This is a genomic window from Paraburkholderia sp. SECH4 (assembly GCF_030511745.1).
Lineage (GTDB): Bacteria > Pseudomonadota > Gammaproteobacteria > Burkholderiales > Burkholderiaceae > Paraburkholderia > Paraburkholderia madseniana.
This window is the reverse complement of sequence record NZ_JALOCP010000011.1, coordinates 45,994-63,143: the sequence shown is the minus strand read 5'-3', so window position 1 is coordinate 63,143 and position 17,150 is coordinate 45,994. Positions and strand designations below refer to the sequence as shown.

Below are 17,150 nucleotides of genomic sequence, written 5' to 3'. Positions count from 1 at the left end.
AAAAAAATCAAACCACTAACCTCTTCCTCAACTCCCCCCGCAAAAACTCAACAAAAACCCGAATAGTGACAGAGCTCTGCCGATGCTGCGGATAAACAGCATAAACAGTCGCCGCCGAAGGCAAAAACTCCTCAAGAACAGTCACCAGCAACCCACTCCCAACCGCATCAGCAACAATAAAATCAGGAAGCCGAACAATCCCCAACCCAGCCACAGCTGCATCGCGAATCAACTCCCCATTATTAGCCCGAAGCGGCCCATTCACCTCAACTCCCTTCGAGACCCCATCAACAACAAAATCCCAACTCACAACCCCACCATGCCCATACAACAGACATGAGTGCCGAGCAAGGTCAGCAGGCACAACCGGCGCCCCCCGCCGCCGCACATACCCCGGACTACAACACACCACCATCCTCACATCCACAAGCTTCTGCGCAATCAACGTGGAATCCGGCAACGTACCAATCCGAATCGCCATATCGAACCCCTCGCCCACCACGTCGACGGTGCGATCGCTCAACTCCATATCGAAGCGCACGTCGCTATGCTCGCGCAGAAAGCTCGCCACCAATGGCGACAGATGCATCATCCCAAACGACATCGGCGCACTAACCCGCAAGAGCCCGCGCGGCCCAGCGCGCCGCAACGACATCGCCTGCTCAGCGTCTTCCACCTCACCGAGAATGCGCCGCGCACGCTCATAGAACTCCTGACCGAGCTCGGTCACGGCCAGCTTGCGCGTGTTGCGGATCAGCAATTGCACGCCAAGCGCCTCTTCCAGCGCCATGACTCGCCGGCTGACGAACTGCTTGGACAGCGCCAGCCGCTTTGCCGCGGAGGTGAAGTTATGGGCGTCGACCGTGGCGACAAAGATCCGCATATCATCGAGTTGCATCGTATTGTCCACCTCATGGAGACAGTGTTTCCAGTTTTCGACATATTATAACCATCCTGATTGACCTACACTGTCTTTCATGGATCGCGGCCAAACATCTGGCCGGATCGCACAACAGAACCAAGGAGAAATACGATGATCGAAATCAGACACGCCAATCAACGCGGCCGCGCGGAGCACGGCTGGCTTAGCTCGCGTCATACGTTTTCCTTCGCGAACTATCACGATCCGAAGCAGAACGGCTTTTCCGACCTGCTCGTGATCAACGACGACCGTGTCGCACCGGCACAAGGTTTCGGCAAGCACCCGCACCGCGACATGGAGATCTTTTCGTACGTGCTGGAAGGCGCGCTGGAACATAAGGACACGATGGGCACCGGCTCGGTGATCGTGCCGGGCGACATCCAGTTGATGAGCGCGGGAACCGGCGTCGCGCATAGCGAATACAACCATTCGAAGAGCGACCCGGTGCACTTCATGCAAATCTGGATTGCGCCGGCGCAGAAAGGCACCACGCCGCGCTATCAGCAACGGCGCTTTGGCGCGGACGAGAAGCGCGGTGTGCTGCGCCTCGTAATGTCGCCGGACGGTGCGAACGACTCGCTGGTGCTGCAACAGGACGCGCGGATCTATGCCGGTCTCTTCGACGGTGACGAAACTGCGCGCCTCGAACTGGCCAGTAATCGCTATGCTTATATTCACGTGGCGCGCGGCAGCGTCACGGTGAATGGCGTCGAGCTCGGCGAAGGCGACGGCGCGCGGATCCGCGGCGAAGAAGCCCTGACCTTCACGCAAGGTCACGACGCGGAGGTGTTGGTGTTCGATCTGCGTAACATTGAAGTATCGGAGTTGTGGGCTTAAGCGGCTCAATCCTGTCGATAGATCTGGCCGGCTTAAGCGTGGCTCGCCGCGAAGTTTGCGGCGAACCGCACCCTTCCTTACCTACAGAGAAAAATCATGCGCTATACGCTATTTGAAAACCAGAAAGATACATTCATTCTCGTCGCCCGCATCCTGTTGATGGTGCTGTTCGTGATGTTCGGCTGGTCGAAGCTGACCGGCTTTTCCGGCACCGTCGCTTATATGACGTCGACCGGCGCGCCTGCGCCTGAGTTGTCGGCGGTCATCGCCGTCGTGATGGAGTTAGTGGTGGGCATCGCGCTGGTGGTGGGCTTCTATACGCGGCCGCTTGCGTTGCTGCTTGCGATCTATACGCTGGGCGCGGCAATCATCGGCCATCACTATTGGAATATGACGGGCGCGATGCAGTACGACAACATGATCCACTTCTACAAGAACATCAGCATCATGGGTGCACTGCTGTTGTTATGCGTGACCGGGGCCGGTAAGTATTCAATCGACCGACGTTAAGGCTGCGCTGCCGGCCTTCGATAGGCTCGGTAAAAAAGCCGCCCGGCATTGCCCGGGCGGCTTCCTCTTTGCAAGAAGCAATCCACGTTAGCCGGCAAACTGCGCCAACACCCGCTCACGAATGGCCGGCCGGATATTCGACTGCGCCATGTTGCCTTGATAATGCGCGACCACTCGCGGGTTCATCACGCGGAACCATAGTGGCGGCACGTACGCGAGCATGATCATCGTCGCGTAACCGGAGGGCAATTGCGGCGCGCCGTCGAAATGACGCAGTGCCTGGTAAGAGCGCGTCGGATTCGCATGATGATCGGCGTGACGCTGCAGCTGATACAGAAACAGATTCGTCACGATACGATTGCTGTTCCATGAGTGCTGCGGCTGGCAGCGCTCGTAACGGCCACTTGCGAGTTGCTTGCGGCCGAGCCCGTAGTGCTCCAGATAGTTGACCACTTCGAGCAGCGAGGCTCCGTACGCTGCCTGAATCAGCAAAAACGGAATCACCGTTTTACCGAACAGCGCGATCATCGCGCCCCACAGCACGACGGTCATCGCCCACGAGTGCAGGACTTCATTGCGCCATGTCCAGGGCGATTTGCCGAGGCGTTCGAGCCGATGCTTCTCGAGGCGCCACGCCGACGCGATGCTGCCGAATACCGTGCGCGGCAGAAACCGCCAGAATGATTCGCCATAGCGCGCGCTCGCCGGATCGGGCGGCGTAGCGACACGCACGTGGTGTCCACGATTGTGTTCGACGAAGAAATGGCCGTAGGCGACCGGCGCCAGCGTGATCTTGGCGAGCCATCGTTCGAAACCATCCGTCTTGTGACCTAGCTCGTGCGCGGTATTGATCGATACGCCAGTCGCTGCGCCAAGCGAGAGAGCAAAACCCAGATAGTCGTGCCACGTCAGAGCGTGCGTGCCGACGATCCATAGCGCGCCGAAGAACGACACGTATTCGATGAAGGTGGCCAGATAGACCACGCGGCGGTAATAACGCTCCCGTTCGAGCGTGGGGACGACCTCCTCGGGCGGATTGCTCGGATCGTCACCGATCAGATAGTCGAGCACCGGGATAATGCCGAACACGAAAATCGGCCCGAACCACCAGAAAATATGCCAGCCAGTCTGCAACGCCAGATTGGCCGCATGCAGCGGCAAGGTGATGGTGAGTGCACCCAGCAGCCACAGATAGCGCTTGCTGTCGACCCACCGAGCGGGGGCCGCTTGCGATGTTGCCATTGTCTCCCTCCTTGTTTTATGTCGCCTGGTATCGGCAAGCTGTGCGCTTGCGAGCCAGTACGCATGTCGGCGGGACCGTGCCCGACTCCCAGATTTATATGGCCTGCCGGGTGGGATAGCCAAGGAATTGGCCTAGATGGGAGGCTCCAAACGAAGGGGCCGTTGATGGGGCATTCGGGGTGGGCGTCGAGCGGGTGAATGAAACGGGTGTTTGGGGTGCGGCAAACGCCGCCTGCGAGTTGCAGCCCCGCCAGGGGTTCCACCTGCTGCAGTAAGTCGCGCGTCGGCCGCTTGACCGCGGTTGGTCAAATTCATATAATCAACGCTCAAAACTACGTACGAGCGGGTGTGAAAAACGTAGCGCCGCCCGGGTCACCGGGTTCCACCTGGAGTGGAAATTTCGCCGCAAGGTGAATAGAGAGTCCCGCATGCGACGGCTGCCGAAAGGCAGCCGTTGGTTTTTGTGCCTCGCCATCGCGGCTAGGGGCGAATCTTGCGCCCCTCATAAGTTGCCCGCAACCTAGCACAAACAAAAACGGCGGCCCGCAGGCCGCCGTCCACTACTCACACAACACCGTCAAACTGTCGCTTCGGTTTCAGCTTCGCTCACCACTTCGTCCACATCGCTGCTGCGGATCAAATGATCGAACGCGGAGAGCGATGCCTTCGCACCCTCGCCCACAGCAATCACGATCTGCTTGAACGGCACCGTGGTCACGTCGCCGGCGGCAAATACGCCCGGCACCGAAGTCGCACCGCGTGCATCAACAACGATCTCGCCGTGCTTCGACAACTCGACCGTGCCCTTCAGCCATTCGGTATTCGGCACAAGACCGACCTGCACGAAAACGCCTTCGAGTTCGATGTTCTTCGTTTCGCCTGAACGCAGGTCCTTGTAGACCAGACCGTTGACCTTCTTGCCGTCGCCGGTGATTTCCGTGGTCTGTGCCTGCGTGACGATCGTCACGTTGGCAAGGCTGCGCAGCTTGCGTTGCAGCACTTCGTCGGCACGCAATTGCGCGCCGAATTCGAACAACGTCACTTCACGGACGATACCCGCGAGATCGATCGCCGCTTCGACGCCCGAATTACCGCCGCCGATCACCGCAACGCGCTTGCCCTTGAACAGCGGACCATCGCAATGCGGGCAGTACGCCACGCCGTGGTTACGGTACTCGCGCTCGCCCGGCACGTTGATTTCGCGCCAACGGGCACCCGTCGCCAGAATGATCGTCTTCGCCTTCAGCACCGCCCCGTTCGCCAGACGCACTTCGTTGATGCGGCCCGGGATCAGCGCTTCAGCGCGCTGCACGTCCATGATGTCGACTTCGTAGCTCTTTACGTGCTGTTCGAGCGCCGTGGCGAACTTCGGTCCTTCGGTTTCCGTTACGGAGACGAAGTTCTCGATCGCCAGCGTATCGAGCACCTGGCCGCCGAAGCGTTCCGCCACGACACCCGTCGCAATACCCTTGCGCGCCGAGTAAATCGCCGCAGCTGCACCCGCCGGGCCACCGCCGACGATCAGCGTATCGAACACCGGCTTCTTTTCCAGTTCCTTCGCCGCACGCGCACCGGCATTGGTGTCGAGCTTCGCGAGGATTTCCTTCACACCGCTGCGGCCCTGGCCGAACACTTCGCCGTTCATGAACATGGTCGGTACCGCCATGATCTGGCGCGCTTCGACTTCGTTCTGGAACAACGCGCCGTCGATCGCGACGTGGCGGATGCGCGGGTTGATCAGCGCCATCACGTTCAGTGCCTGAACAACTTCCGGGCAGTTCTGGCATGACAGCGAAAAATACGTTTCGAATTGATAGTCGCCGTCGAGACTGCGGATCTGTTCGATCACCGCGTCGTCGAGTTTGACCGGATGGCCGCCGACCTGCAAAAGCGCAAGGACGAGCGACGTGAATTCATGCCCCATCGGAATGCCGGCGAAACGAATACCGGTTTCCTTTCCCGGCTCGCCGATCGAAAACGACGGCTTGCGTTCGCTGTCGCCGCGACGTTCGACCACGGTGACGCGTTCCGACAACGTCGCGATATCGTTCAGCAATGCCAGCAGCTCTTGCGATTTCGCGCTGTCGTCGAGCGAGGCGACGATCTCGATAGGCCTGCTAACCTTTTCGAGGTAGGATTTCAACTGAGTCTTAAGATTGGCGTCCAGCATGGCTATTCGATTCCGTGACGAGGGGTGTTGGGTCCCGGGCGCCGCACGCATCCGGGTAGGAGGCGCACAGTCCGGGGACGTGCGAACCGCTGTATCAAGCGGTCCGCACGGCAATGCGCCGTGAGGCGCTTACTGCGAAAGGCTTTTAGACTTTAGATCTTGCCGATCAGGTCGAGCGACGGGGTCAGCGTTTCTGCGCCCGGCGTCCACTTGGCGGGGCAAACTTCACCCGGGTGAGCCGCGATGTATTGCGCAGCTTGCACCTTGCGCAGCAGTTCGCCGGCGTCACGGCCAATGCCGTTGTCGTGAATTTCGGCCAGCTTGATCTCGCCTTCCGGGTTGATCACGAACGTGCCACGCAGTGCCAGGCCTTCTTCTTCGATCAGCACGTCGAAGTTGCGCGAGATTGCCAGGGTCGGGTCAGCGATCATCGGGTACTTGATCTTCTGGATCGTGTCCGACGTGTCGTGCCATGCCTTGTGCGTGAAGTGCGTATCGGTCGAAACGCTGTAGATTTCGACGCCGAGCTTCTTGAATTCGGCGTAACGGTCTGCCAGGTCGCCCAGTTCGGTCGGGCAAACAAACGTGAAGTCAGCCGGGTAGAAAACGAAAACCGACCACTTGCCCTTCAGGCTCTCTTCAGTGACGGTCTGGAAGTCGCCATTGTGATAAGCCTGTGCCTTGAACGGTTTAACTTGACTGTTGATGATCGGCATTTACTGAGTCCTCTTTCGGAGTGGTTGGAAAGTGGAGTCAGTATGTCAGACGTCACTTAATAGGTAAAGCGGTGTGTTTAAATTATTTCGATAGTTTATTACTATTTGACTGGCTACCGGCGACTATTGCGTCGCACCAATTCTGGGATCAGTCTCTCATGAGCCGCCAGAGGGTCGTGCGGCCGATGCCCAACGCCCGGCTTGCTGCAGCGCGATTGCCGTCAGCCTGTTCAAGAGCGCGTATGACATCCTCGCGGGTGGGTGAACGACGGCCCGAGGCGTCGCCGTTGGCGTGGGCGGGGGCCATGCCGCCATGCACGTCCGCGGCTGTCTGCCGCATCCGCCCGAACTCCGGAAACACTGCCTGCAGGTCCTGCCAGCCCTCACCGGCCGAGTCGCTCAGATAAATCGCGGCGCGCGCCAGCAGATTTTCCAGTTCCCGCACATTGCCGGGCCACGCATAGTGCTCGAACAAAGGCGCGAGGAACGCCAGCACCCGCTCGAGCGCGGCTCCCGACAGCCCATATTGGAGCGCACTGCGGTTCAACAAATGCCGCGCCAGTTGCGCGACATCGCCGCGTCTTTCGCGCAGCGGCGGCAATTCTATCTGAAGCAGATTCAGCCGAAAATACAGGTCCGCGCGAAACGCACCCTGCTCGACCAGCGCGTGCAGATCGCGATGGGTGGCGGCAATCACCCGCACGTCGACGGGGGTTGCGCGCCCGGAGCCGAGCTTCATGACCTCGCGCTCCTGCAACACCCGCAGCAACCTGCTTTGCAGCGCCGCCGGCATCTCGCCGATTTCGTCGAGGAAGATCGTCCCGGTGTGGGCGATTTCGAAGAGCCCCGGCTTGCCTCCCCGGCGCGCGCCGGTGAACGCGCCTTCCTCGTGACCGAACAGTTCGCTCTCGATCAGCCCTTCAGGGAGCGCCGCGCAATTGAAGGCGACAAACGGATTGCCGCGCCGCCGGCTGGCATTGTGGATGCCCTGCGCGACCAGTTCCTTGCCGGTGCCGCTTTCGCCGCTCAGCAGCACGGTGGCATCGTGAGCCGCGCCAGCCCGCGCCAACCGCCGCACCCGCTCGAGCGCCGCCGAACTGCCGATGAGATCGTCCAGATGGTGCCGCGCGACCAGATGCTTGGGCCGCTGGCTGGTGCGTAGCGAGCGGTCGATCCGCTGCGCGACCAAGGCGTCCTGCACCGTGACCACTGAGCCCGAACGCAAGCCCTGCTCGAGGATCGGCACACAGTTGACGATCAACGCGCGGCCGCCGATCTGTTCGATACGCTCCTCGACCGGCAGGTCATGCTCGAGCGTCTCGCGCAGTAACGGGCCGACAGCGCGCGTCAATTGCGCCGGGACGTCCTGGTCGCGGTCGAGGCCGAGCAGATCGAGCATCGCCGGATTGACTGCTTCGAGCTGACCGGCGTCGTCGAAGGCGGCCACGCCGTCGCGCAGATGGGCGACGATCGTGTTCAGGCGTACCCGCTTCGACTCCTTCTGGCGGCTCACACGCGCCAGCTCGACCGAGCGCTCGAACGCTTCTTCGACCGCGCCCAGCGAGTACAGGAAGACGCTCTCCAAGCCAGCTTGCTGGGCAAAATCGCAGGCCATGCCGGGGCCGATGATGACGCTGCAGCCCTCTGCTGCGAGCCCCGTGACCGCGAGCCGCACTTCATCGATCGAACGGTAGGCGCGCTGTTTCAGGCCGACGTTCAACCACGCGCTCAGGTCCGCGAGTTCGTGCGAGATGGTTTCGTGCAGGACAAGGCCAATCTTTGCGCCGGGCCAGGTCGTCGTGGCGCGGGTGATTGCGCTCAGCACGTCGAAGCCGTTCACCTTGACCATCACCACCGGCACGCTCAGGTTGTCGCGCAGGTAGGCGCCGTTCGATCCGGCTGCCAGCACGACATCGACCGAGCCCGCGTCTACATAGGCTTGCAGGGCGGTGACGGCGGCACCGTAGCCTTCCCGGACCGAAAAGAACCTGGCCCGCCCTGTGTAACGCGGCGCGACCGTCTCGCAAAGCGATTGCAACCGGCTGATACTGACCAGGGCGACGCCTGGGCGGCCGGGATTGGAATTGGCAAGGGACGATGTGAAAGTGGACACTGCGACGCTCCGCTCGTAGCTGGAACGTTCCATGAAACGTTTCATGGAACATATCGGCTATTCTGCCATGAACTGCGGCACGGCCCCTTTCCGCCTAAGCTTTTGATTGTCCGGCACAAATCGTGAAACGCGGCAAATGGCATGCTTCCTGCAAATTCAGCTCAGCGTTCTATCACTCACTTCCCATCTGGAGACACACCGTCATGAGCACTTCCGCTAATCGCCGCGCCGCGTTCCGCGCCAAAGTCAACCAACGCCAGGGCCTGCTCGTGCCGGGCGCCTTCAACGCGATGAGCGCGCGCGTGATTGAAGACGCGGGTTTCGAAGCGATCTACATCACGGGCGCGGGCGTCACTAACATGTCGCTCGGCCTGCCCGACCTCGGCTTCATCGGTCTGGCCGAAGTCGCCGAACATTGCGCGCGGATTCGTGATGCGGTCGCGCTGCCGCTGATCGTCGACGCCGACACCGGCTTCGGCAACGCACTGAACGTGCGCCAGACCGTGCGGGTGCTCGAGCGCAGCGGCGCCGACGTGATCCAGTTCGAAGACCAGATCATGCCGAAGAAATGCGGCCACTTCTCCGGCAAGGAAGTCGTCAGCACGAGCGAGATGGTCGGCAAGATCCGCGCCGCTGTCGACGCTCGCGAAGACGGCAACCTGCAGATCATGGCGCGCACCGATTCGGCCGCTGTCCACGGCATCGAAGACGCGATCGAGCGCGGCCATCGTTTCATCGAGGCCGGCGCGGACATTCTGTTTATCGAAGCGACTGAATCGCTCGCCGACATTGAGCGGTTGCCGGGGCTTTTCGACACGCCGCAATTGATCAACATCGTGATCGGCGGCAAGACGCCGGTTCAATCGCGTGAAGCGCTCGCCAAGCTCGGCTACGGCATCGTCCTGTACGCAAACGCGGCGCTGCAAGGCGCGGTGCTCGGCATGCAACGCGCGCTCGGCACGTTGAAGAGCAATGGCCGTCTCGATGAAGACGCATCTCTCGTCGCGCCGTTCAGTGAACGCCAGCGCCTTGTGAACAAACCGCTGTACGACAAGCTCGATCGCCAATACGCGGCGAAGGACTGAGCGGCAAGAAAGCCGTGTTTCCGGCGAGGTCTTCGCCGCGTTGGCGTGGACCGCCGCTGTCTGCAGCGGATTGTTGCGTTACGATGCTGGGCTGGCTGACGCCAAACAGGCCGCAACCTCGTTGCCCATCCATCGAGGGATGCCGGAAACACGCTTTCGAAAGGTTGTCGCAAGAACATGAAGTCAACACAATCGCGCGGGACATGCCGGCACGCTAAAGACGCCAAAGGCGTCATCGAATCCACACGCAACGGCAAGGTGTCGAGGACGGCGCCATGACCGGCGGCGCACGCAATTCACATGTCGGCTGGCTGCCGTATATCGTCGCGGCCACCTTCTTCATGGAGTATCTCGACACCACGGTGATCGCCACTGCCTTGCCGCAGATGGCGCACTCGTTCGGCGTTGGGCCGAACAGCCTGAGCCTTGGCATGACGGCCTACATGCTGGCGCTGGCGATTTTCATCCCGGTGAGCGGCTGGGTCGCCGACCGCTGCGGCTCGCGCACGGTATTCTTCAGCGCGATCGGCGTATTCACGGTGGCTTCGGTGTTGTGCGGCTTGTCGCAGAACGTGACCGAATTTACCGTCGCGCGGCTGCTGCAAGGCATGGGTGGCGCCATGATGGTGCCGGTGGGCCGTTTGATCGTGGTCCGCAGCACGGAAAAGAGCCGGATGATGCAGGCGATCTCGACCATCACCTGGCCGGCCATTGCCGCACCGGTGGTCGGACCGCCAGTGGGTGGCTTCATCACCACCTATGCGTCATGGCGCTGGATCTTTCTGCTGAACGTGCCGTTCGGTCTCGCAGCGATGGCCGTCGCGCTCGCGCTGGTCCCGAACCTGCGCGGCACCGAACGCAAGCCGCTCGACGTCGTCGGCCTTCTGCTGAGCGCCACGACGCTCACGGCGATTCTGTATGGCGCTGAACTGGCGAGCCAGCCCGGCGAAAATGCCTGGGTGGCTGGCGCGTTCATTGTCGGCGGATTGCTGATGGGCGTGGTGGCGTTCCAGCATGCGAAGCGTCACCCGCATCCGCTGATCGACGTCTCCACGCTGAAAATCCCGACCTTCTCCGTGACCGTGGTAACCGGCTCGTTCACCCGGATCGGCATTGGCGCGGTGCCGTATCTGATGCCGCTGCTGTTCCAGGTCGGTTTCGGGTTGTCGGCGTTCAAGTCGGGCCTGTTGTTGCTCGCGAGCGCGCTCGGCAATCTCGGCATGAAGGCGCTGACCACGCGCATCCTGCAACGCTACGGTTTCCGGATGGTGTCGATTATCGACGTGGCGGTGGCCGGCATTTTCATCATTGCCTGCGGGCTGTTGACGCCGAACGTGCCGCTCGTGCTGGTGCTGTTCGTCGTGTTCATCTACGGCGTGGCGCGGTCGATGCAATTCTCGACGCTTGCCACCCTCGCCTACGCCGACGTCGCACAGCCGCAGATGAGCGCGGCAAGCACGCTATGGAGCGCCGCCGCCCAGATGACGATCGGACTGGGCATTGCCTTCGGCGCCGTCTCGCTGCGCGCAGCAGCGTTCTTCAACGGCGAGACGACCGGCCGCGTATTCACCCTGGACGATTTCCGCCTCGCGTTTCTGTTTGCCGGCGTGCTAACACTGGTGTCCGTGACCGGCTACCTGGGTCTCGCGCGCGACGCCGGACAGAGCATTGGCGGCGGCTCGCGCGGCACTGAAGATCCGGCGAAGGGTTGAGCTCGCAGCGGACTGGAAGGATGGAAAGGTTTGAAGCGGAGTTGAAGCAGCGGCGCAGCGCCCAAGCGGCGCCGCATCCTTTGATTGCTTGATCAGAACAAGCGGAGACGCGCAGTGCAAGCAAACGATTCGACGATTTCGAGCAACAAGGCCGACCTCGACATAGAGATGGTCTACGCGTTTCTGTCGCAGGAAACGGCGTGGGCGAAGGGCATGCCGCGCGAGACGTTCGACCGGGCGATAGCGGGGTCGCTATGTTTCGGCGCGTATATCGAAGGCAGGCAGATCGCGTTTGCCCGCCTGATCACGGACCAGGCGACATTCGCGTACCTGTGCGATGTATTCGTGTTGCCGGCGTACCGTGGCAAGGGATACGCGTCGGCGTTGATGAAGCATATATTCGGCAGCGCATCGCTGACCGGTTTGCGCAGAATCGTGCTGGTGACGACAGACGCCCACCACGTCTACGAACCGCACGGCTTCAAGGGACTGGCGACGCCGGAGCGTTATATGGAAGTCCACAACCCGGACGTTTACAAAACGGCTTAAGCAAAGACCCCTTCCCTAATCCACTTGGTCATAATCCATTTCTCGCCTTCCAGAACAGGCGCTCCCCCATGCAAGCTCAAGGGATCGAGCTGCCGCTCCCCGTTCATATAGCGGAAATAGACAGCGCCACCGCGCCTGGGGGCGACAGAGACGCCGGCATCGGGGAAAAAAGTCTCCCCTCCAGCCGCCACGTCGTTGAGATACACAACCAGTGTGGCAACCCGCTGACCACCGCGCTCCATATGCACGGCGCTCCCCGTCTGTGACGGCGGAAAATAATCGAAGTGCGCCCGATACTCAGCACCAACGCCATACCTCAGCACCTGCAAGCCTTCGCCATTCTCGACCGGCCAGTTCATCAGACTGGCAAAGCGCATTTCGAGCCGCTCGAGGAAAGGGTCCGCGCCTCGGTGATACCAGGCGCCTTCGCTGGTGCGATTGGGAATCACGTCATTCGAGCCGTTCTCCGGATTGACGGTGGTGGACCGCTTGAGCAACGGACGCGACCGTTCGATCATCTCATCGCACTCCTCGTCTGACATCATGTCGGCAAACGCGACGATCTGCGGGCGCTCGCAGCGCATCAGCACCTTGACGTCGCGGTCATAGGCGCGAATCACATTGCCGGCCGCGACCGGCGCCGGATCGTAGCGGTATTCGCCCGCAGCCGCCTCGATACCGGACGGCGCGGCAGCAACGGCCGCGCGAGCCGCCTCGGCGGCATCGAACGATGCGTTCACCGTGGCTTGCGCGAGTTCCGACTCGAAGCCGACGCCTACCATGGCATCCACCAACGCCGCCGGGCTAAAGCCGCGCTCGACATGACTGTTCAACCAGGTTTTCACGGCATCATTTACGACAGGCATACGTCTCATCCCACATCCAGAGTTCGCTCGCTCAGCACGCGCGGACCGGGCGTGCTGCCGATCGGGCGATGCTGACTAAAGCGAAGGATGATAGGTGGCCGTCCCGCCACATTTCACGCGACGATTCGGAAACGGGCCCTAGCTGAAACGCATTGAGCGTCGGATTCAACGCATCGCGAGCTACGAAATATCCTACTCACCGACGCCCGGGCGGACGAGGTGGTCCTGATCGCCGCTAGCCGTTGCGGCACTGTCATTTGCGCGCCACGTTCGACGGGTACTTTCCTGCGACAACCTAACCCGTCCCGCCCCGATGCCACAGCCTTCCGTGCGCGACAGCGACTGCCACAGCCACAGCCACAGCCGCACCACACAAGGCGGCCGCTTTGCTTAAAGCCGCCTCCACCAGTGCACTGCTCAACGCCTTTCTCATGGCGCTGCAGATTGCCATCGGCCTGACAGCGCATTCGGACGGGCTGGTCGCGGACGGTGTCCACACCTTGAGCGATCTGGCCGCCGACGGCGTCGTGCTCATCGTGCTGGTTCTCAGCTCGAAACACCTGAACGCAAGGCCGCGTGAAGGGGATGGCAACACCGTGCAAGCCCTGGCATCCCTCTTCATCGCCGCCCTGCTGATTGTCACGGCAGCCGAAATGCTCTGGCACAGCATCGGCCAAACCGTCACGTTGAGCGGCAACACGAAGATGCAAGTCGGCGCGCTCGCCGTCAGCGGCTTCGTCACGATCGCCAAGGAAGCGTTGTTCCGCTACCTACGCGCCGAAGGCCAGCGCACCCGCTCGGCGATTCTGCTGGCAAGTGCATGGCATGCGCGAATGGATGCGGTGTCGGCGCTGGTCGCGACCCTGGGGGTGGCCGGCAGCATCGCGGGCATACCGATGCTCGACCACGTGGCAGGCTCGGCAATCGGCCTGATGATCATGCGCATGGGCTGCGTCGGCGCGCGCAGCGCATTGAAGCAACTGTCAGCCGGTGCTCCGGGAAAAACCGCCGCACCGCACGCGGCCGAATAGCGCGCGCCTCAGCCGTAGGCGCGCTCGCGCATCCACTTCGTCATGATCCATTTGTCGCCGCCGAGCACCGGCGCGCCGCCGTGCAAGGTCAATGGATCGAGTTGACGCTGGCCGTTCATATAGCGGAAATACACCGCGCCACCCTTGACCGCCGCGACTGACATGCCCGCTTCCGGGAAGATCGTCTCGCCGCCGTCGGGCACGTCGTTCAGATAGATCACCAGAGTCGAGACGCGCTGGCCGCCTTGGGCGGTATGCACCGCGCTGCCGGGCTGATCGGGCGGGAAATAATCGAAGTGCGGGCGATATTCGCCGGTCGTGCCGTAATGCAGAATCTGCAGCCCCTCGCCGTTTTCAACCGGCCAGTTCATCAGACTCGAGATGCGGCGGTCCATCTTTTCGATGAACGCGTCTTCCCCGCGCTGGTACCAGATGCCTTCGCTGGTGCGGTTGCGGATCACGTCTTCCTTACCGGTGGCGGGATTGACCGTGGTGGAGCGTTTCAATCGATGACGCGAGCGCTCGATCATCTCGTCGCATTCGTCAGGCGAAAGCACATCCCCGAACACGATCACCTGGGGCCGCTCGCAGCGCATCAACACGCGGACGTCACGATCGTGCGCACGGATCGTATTGCCGCGCGCAACGGGCGACTCGTCGTATTGGTAGGTCTGTGACGCGGTTTTGACCAGGGTGGCCTCGGTCGCTACGGCCGCCGAGGCCGCTCCCGCGTCCGCCGGGTTCATGCCGAACGCTTTGCGCACTTCCGCGCGCGCGGCTTCCGTGGCGAAACCGGCTTGCACCATCGCATCGATCATCGAGTCGATGCTGCAACCGCGCGCTACGTTGCTGCTTAGCCACGCTTCCCATGACGCATCCACTACCGGCATAGAACTCCCCGCTTGTCGATATCACGAAATACTGCATCAACTGACCGGTTCATAGCAAGACTGGGGGAATGCGCCGGGCTGATCCCAGGCTGCCCCCCGGCTGACCCGTTACGCGCGGCGCTGCCGGCGTCGATAGAGGTCGAGGCCTTTTCTCGCCTGCGCCCTGATCGCGCCCTGCACGAAAGGTGTCCAGCCGAGCAGCAGGCCCTTGATCCCCAAAGCCTCACGGGCCCAACGCCCAAGGTCGAAGGTATCGCGGTGTTCGACGATGCGGCCCTCGCGGAACCCGAAGCGGGCGTCGATGCTGTTCACCACCGTGCGGCCCGTCTGACTGAATGTGTAACGGGCTACCCAGTGGGCGCGGCCGTTGAGCTCGTCCGCTTCGACGCCGTCGAACGTCAGCGAGAAATCCTGCGCGCGCGACACCAGCATGCGCCACATGTCGCGGGCCTCTTCGCCGCGCAGCTCGCCAAAGGCCGGATCGCTGAAGACCACATCGTCGGCATAGCAGGCAGCCATCGTTTCCGCGTCGCGTTGCTGGAACGCGGTGTAAAAACGCTCGATCAGTTCGGTGTTGGGATGGCTCATTTTCTTGTGGTTATGCGTTACCCGGTCAGCCGGTCGTGGAAACGGCCCGGAAAGGAGCGCGCGCCAGGATTTGAGTTTGAGCGCGCACGAGCAGCACACGATATCGGAAAATGCGGCGGCCGTGGTCGAGCCGACTGCTTCGAAGGCAGAGCGTTAGCCGGTGAACGTCAGCGCGTCGGCGCAGCGATGCTCAATTTCTGCAGCGAAGAATCGATTAAGCGCACGGCACGATTGCTCCGCTAACCGTTGGCCGCAATCCCACGGACCCGTGCAGTTTCACCTCTGCGACCCAGCAGCCAGATTCCCGCTGCAATTGACGCCGCCGCCGCAGCAGCCAGATAGAGCGCCGCGGCAAAGCCACTGGCAAAGCTGGCATGCGCGGCCGACACCACCGTGGCCCTGAGAGCCGGCGGCAGATGCGCGGTGGCCTGCGCCATATCTCCCGCCAGCAGGCGCGACATGAAACCCGCGTCGAGCGCAGCGCTGATATCCGGCGTCATGGGCGTGCCCGCCACGAACACAGCGTGCGTGCGGGCCGCGAGTACCGCGCCCAGCACACCCACCGACGTGACGATGGCCGTGAAGCGCGTTGTCGTGCTGATACCGGACGCCATGCCGGTTCGATCCGGCGGCACGCACGCCATGATGGCCTTCTGCGTATCGCCATTCATGATCCCCGCGCCCAGCCCGGTTACGACCATGCCGAGCGCCACCAGCGCATAGCGTGCGTCGCCGGCGACCAGCGCCGTCAGCAGATTGCCGGCCGCGATCAGCAACAGCCCGCTCGACAGCAGGGCCATGCCCGACAAGCGCTTTGCGAGCGCCGCGCCGATGTACGGCCCGAGCACCATCGCCAGCGCGAACGGCAACATGCCGACGCCCGCCCTCACCGCTGACAGGCCGAATGCGTTCTGCAGATACAACGGCAAAAACGTCATCATCACCTGAGCGCAGGCAGCGTAGCCGAACATCGCGAGCACGGCGGCGACGAAGCGTGGCTGGCGAAACAGCGCAAGATCGACCATCGCATGCGCCCGCGAGCGTTGCACCTGAACGAATGCGCCAAACAGCAGCACGCATGCCACGAGCCTGGCGCCGGTTGTCCAGCTCGCAAGCCCGTCGGCCGGCACCTCGATCAACGCCCAGATACCGAGCGCAAGCGCAAGGCCGAACAGGATGCTGCCGGCGGCGTCGAGCGGACCGGGCTCGGGATTGCGCGACTCGCGAATCGAGCGCAACGCGCACCACGCGAGGACGGCGCATACGGGCAGATTGAGCAGGAAGATCCAGCGCCAGCCGAGCCATTGGGTAATCACGCCGCCGACGAGCGGCGCCACCGTCGTCGCAAGGCCCATGCAGGTGCCCCACACGGCCCATGCCCGCACGCGCGCGGGTTCTTCGTGGAAGGTGTTCGCGATCACGGCGAGCGCCGCGGTGAGCAGCATCGCGGCGCCGACGCCCTTGACCGCGCGCGCCACGTTCAGCATGGCCGCCGATGGCGCCGCCCCGCAACCGAGCGACGCCAGAAAGAACAGCGAGAGCCCGAGCAGCAGCATCCGCTTACGGCCGACGCGGTCGGCCAGAGCACCCGCGGGCAGCAGACACGACGCGAAAGCGACCATATACGCGCTGACCACCCATTCCACATCGGCAAAACTCGCGTGAAACGAGCGTGCAATCGACGGCAACGAGACGGCCACGACGTTGGTATCGAGCACGATCAACGCACAGGTCGCCGACGCGGTGGCCAGCACGAACGCGGGGTTGACGGGTTTTGAGTCTTTGGAGTCTGACGACTGCACCGGCTGTGCGGGACGGGGGGACGTGGATGACATACAGGCAGGTGGCGTCGAATCGAAGTCATACGATGGTAGCGACGCATCTATTGCCTGTCATTGGCATAGAATCACAAAATAATT

15 protein-coding genes are annotated in these 17,150 nt (G+C 62.1%); 6 read left to right on the top strand and 9 right to left on the bottom strand.

The window, feature by feature from the left end:
• Positions 1–7: 7 nt before the first annotated feature.
• Positions 8–898, bottom strand: a complete 891-nt coding sequence (locus tag M0D67_RS17030) for a LysR family transcriptional regulator (RefSeq protein WP_171927878.1) — start codon at positions 896–898, stop codon at positions 8–10.
• Positions 899–1,033: 135 nt separating this feature from the next.
• Between M0D67_RS17030 and M0D67_RS17025 the strand changes: the two genes are divergently transcribed.
• Both M0D67_RS17025 and M0D67_RS17020 read left to right on the top strand, forming a co-directional pair.
• On the top strand, positions 1,034–1,759 hold the full coding sequence (locus M0D67_RS17025; RefSeq protein WP_171927879.1) for a pirin family protein: 726 nt from the start codon (positions 1,034–1,036) through the stop codon (positions 1,757–1,759).
• A gap of 96 nt (positions 1,760–1,855) precedes the next feature.
• On the top strand, positions 1,856–2,269 hold the full coding sequence (locus tag M0D67_RS17020; protein WP_266239240.1) for a DoxX family protein: 414 nt from the start codon (positions 1,856–1,858) through the stop codon (positions 2,267–2,269).
• A gap of 87 nt (positions 2,270–2,356) precedes the next feature.
• Here the strand turns inward: M0D67_RS17020 and M0D67_RS17015 are convergent, their stop codons facing one another.
• The 4 genes from M0D67_RS17015 to prpR form a co-directional block, all read right to left on the bottom strand.
• A complete protein-coding gene (locus tag M0D67_RS17015) occupies positions 2,357–3,511 on the bottom strand; it encodes an alkane 1-monooxygenase (protein WP_266239239.1) in 1,155 nt (384 codons plus the stop codon).
• A gap of 577 nt (positions 3,512–4,088) precedes the next feature.
• Positions 4,089–5,681 carry an alkyl hydroperoxide reductase subunit F gene (gene ahpF / locus M0D67_RS17010; protein WP_266239238.1) on the bottom strand — a complete coding sequence of 531 codons (1,593 nt, stop codon included), beginning with the start codon at positions 5,679–5,681 and terminating at the stop codon, positions 4,089–4,091.
• Between the two features lie 152 nt (positions 5,682–5,833).
• Positions 5,834–6,397 (bottom strand): alkyl hydroperoxide reductase subunit C, encoded by a 564-nt coding sequence (gene ahpC / locus M0D67_RS17005; RefSeq protein WP_054035375.1) that lies wholly within the window; start codon positions 6,395–6,397, stop codon positions 5,834–5,836.
• Between the two features lie 148 nt (positions 6,398–6,545).
• On the bottom strand, positions 6,546–8,543 hold the full coding sequence (gene prpR / locus M0D67_RS17000) for a propionate catabolism operon regulatory protein PrpR (protein WP_266239237.1): 1,998 nt from the start codon (positions 8,541–8,543) through the stop codon (positions 6,546–6,548).
• A gap of 170 nt (positions 8,544–8,713) precedes the next feature.
• Here prpR and M0D67_RS16995 point away from each other — a divergent pair, with 170 nt between their 5' ends.
• From M0D67_RS16995 to M0D67_RS16985, 3 genes are all read left to right on the top strand, one after another.
• Positions 8,714–9,595 carry an oxaloacetate decarboxylase gene (locus M0D67_RS16995; RefSeq protein WP_266239236.1) on the top strand — a complete coding sequence of 294 codons (882 nt, stop codon included), beginning with the start codon at positions 8,714–8,716 and terminating at the stop codon, positions 9,593–9,595.
• Between the two features lie 275 nt (positions 9,596–9,870).
• Entirely contained in the window at positions 9,871–11,307 is a 1,437-nt protein-coding gene (locus tag M0D67_RS16990; RefSeq protein ID WP_266239235.1) for an MFS transporter, read from the top strand.
• A 114-nt stretch (positions 11,308–11,421) separates the two neighbouring features.
• The gene (locus M0D67_RS16985; RefSeq protein ID WP_266239234.1) at positions 11,422–11,856 is read left to right on the top strand and encodes a GNAT family N-acetyltransferase; all 435 of its coding nucleotides are present in this window, start codon (positions 11,422–11,424) and stop codon (positions 11,854–11,856) included.
• On the opposite strand, the gene M0D67_RS16980 is transcribed toward M0D67_RS16985, so the two are convergent.
• Entirely contained in the window at positions 11,853–12,722 is an 870-nt protein-coding gene (locus M0D67_RS16980; protein WP_266239233.1) for a 2OG-Fe(II) oxygenase, read from the bottom strand. The two genes, M0D67_RS16985 and M0D67_RS16980, sit on opposite strands and share 4 nt — an antisense overlap.
• Positions 12,723–13,108: 386 nt before the next feature.
• Between M0D67_RS16980 and M0D67_RS16975 the strand changes: the two genes are divergently transcribed.
• The gene (locus M0D67_RS16975; RefSeq protein ID WP_266239232.1) at positions 13,109–13,753 is read left to right on the top strand and encodes a cation diffusion facilitator family transporter; all 645 of its coding nucleotides are present in this window, start codon (positions 13,109–13,111) and stop codon (positions 13,751–13,753) included.
• Between the two features lie 8 nt (positions 13,754–13,761).
• Here the strand turns inward: M0D67_RS16975 and M0D67_RS16970 are convergent, their stop codons facing one another.
• The 3 genes from M0D67_RS16970 to M0D67_RS16960 all read right to left on the bottom strand — a co-directional run bounded on the left by M0D67_RS16970 (position 13,762) and on the right by M0D67_RS16960 (position 17,066).
• Positions 13,762–14,643 (bottom strand): 2OG-Fe(II) oxygenase, encoded by an 882-nt coding sequence (locus M0D67_RS16970; protein ID WP_154561853.1) that lies wholly within the window; start codon positions 14,641–14,643, stop codon positions 13,762–13,764.
• Positions 14,644–14,751: 108 nt separating this feature from the next.
• The gene (locus M0D67_RS16965; protein ID WP_171927885.1) at positions 14,752–15,231 is read right to left on the bottom strand and encodes a nuclear transport factor 2 family protein; all 480 of its coding nucleotides are present in this window, start codon (positions 15,229–15,231) and stop codon (positions 14,752–14,754) included.
• 239 nt (positions 15,232–15,470) lie between these two features.
• On the bottom strand, positions 15,471–17,066 hold the full coding sequence (locus M0D67_RS16960; protein WP_266239231.1) for an MFS transporter: 1,596 nt from the start codon (positions 17,064–17,066) through the stop codon (positions 15,471–15,473).
• Between the last annotated feature and the right edge of the window lie 84 nt (positions 17,067–17,150).

Coding starts and splice junctions, on each gene's coding strand:
- M0D67_RS17030 (WP_171927878.1), bottom strand. CDS start 898: ATGCAACTCGATGATATGCGGATCTTTGTCGCCACGGTCGACGCCCAT.
- M0D67_RS17025 (WP_171927879.1), top strand. CDS start 1,034: ATGATCGAAATCAGACACGCCAATCAACGCGGCCGCGCGGAGCACGGC.
- M0D67_RS17020 (WP_266239240.1), top strand. CDS start 1,856: ATGCGCTATACGCTATTTGAAAACCAGAAAGATACATTCATTCTCGTC.
- M0D67_RS17015 (WP_266239239.1), bottom strand. CDS start 3,511: ATGGCAACATCGCAAGCGGCCCCCGCTCGGTGGGTCGACAGCAAGCGC.
- ahpF (WP_266239238.1), bottom strand. CDS start 5,681: ATGCTGGACGCCAATCTTAAGACTCAGTTGAAATCCTACCTCGAAAAG.
- ahpC (WP_054035375.1), bottom strand. CDS start 6,397: ATGCCGATCATCAACAGTCAAGTTAAACCGTTCAAGGCACAGGCTTAT.
- prpR (WP_266239237.1), bottom strand. CDS start 8,543: ATGGAACGTTCCAGCTACGAGCGGAGCGTCGCAGTGTCCACTTTCACA.
- M0D67_RS16995 (WP_266239236.1), top strand. CDS start 8,714: ATGAGCACTTCCGCTAATCGCCGCGCCGCGTTCCGCGCCAAAGTCAAC.
- M0D67_RS16990 (WP_266239235.1), top strand. CDS start 9,871: ATGACCGGCGGCGCACGCAATTCACATGTCGGCTGGCTGCCGTATATC.
- M0D67_RS16980 (WP_266239233.1), bottom strand. CDS start 12,722: ATGCCTGTCGTAAATGATGCCGTGAAAACCTGGTTGAACAGTCATGTC.
- M0D67_RS16970 (WP_154561853.1), bottom strand. CDS start 14,643: ATGCCGGTAGTGGATGCGTCATGGGAAGCGTGGCTAAGCAGCAACGTA.
- M0D67_RS16965 (WP_171927885.1), bottom strand. CDS start 15,231: ATGAGCCATCCCAACACCGAACTGATCGAGCGTTTTTACACCGCGTTC.
- M0D67_RS16960 (WP_266239231.1), bottom strand. CDS start 17,066: ATGTCATCCACGTCCCCCCGTCCCGCACAGCCGGTGCAGTCGTCAGAC.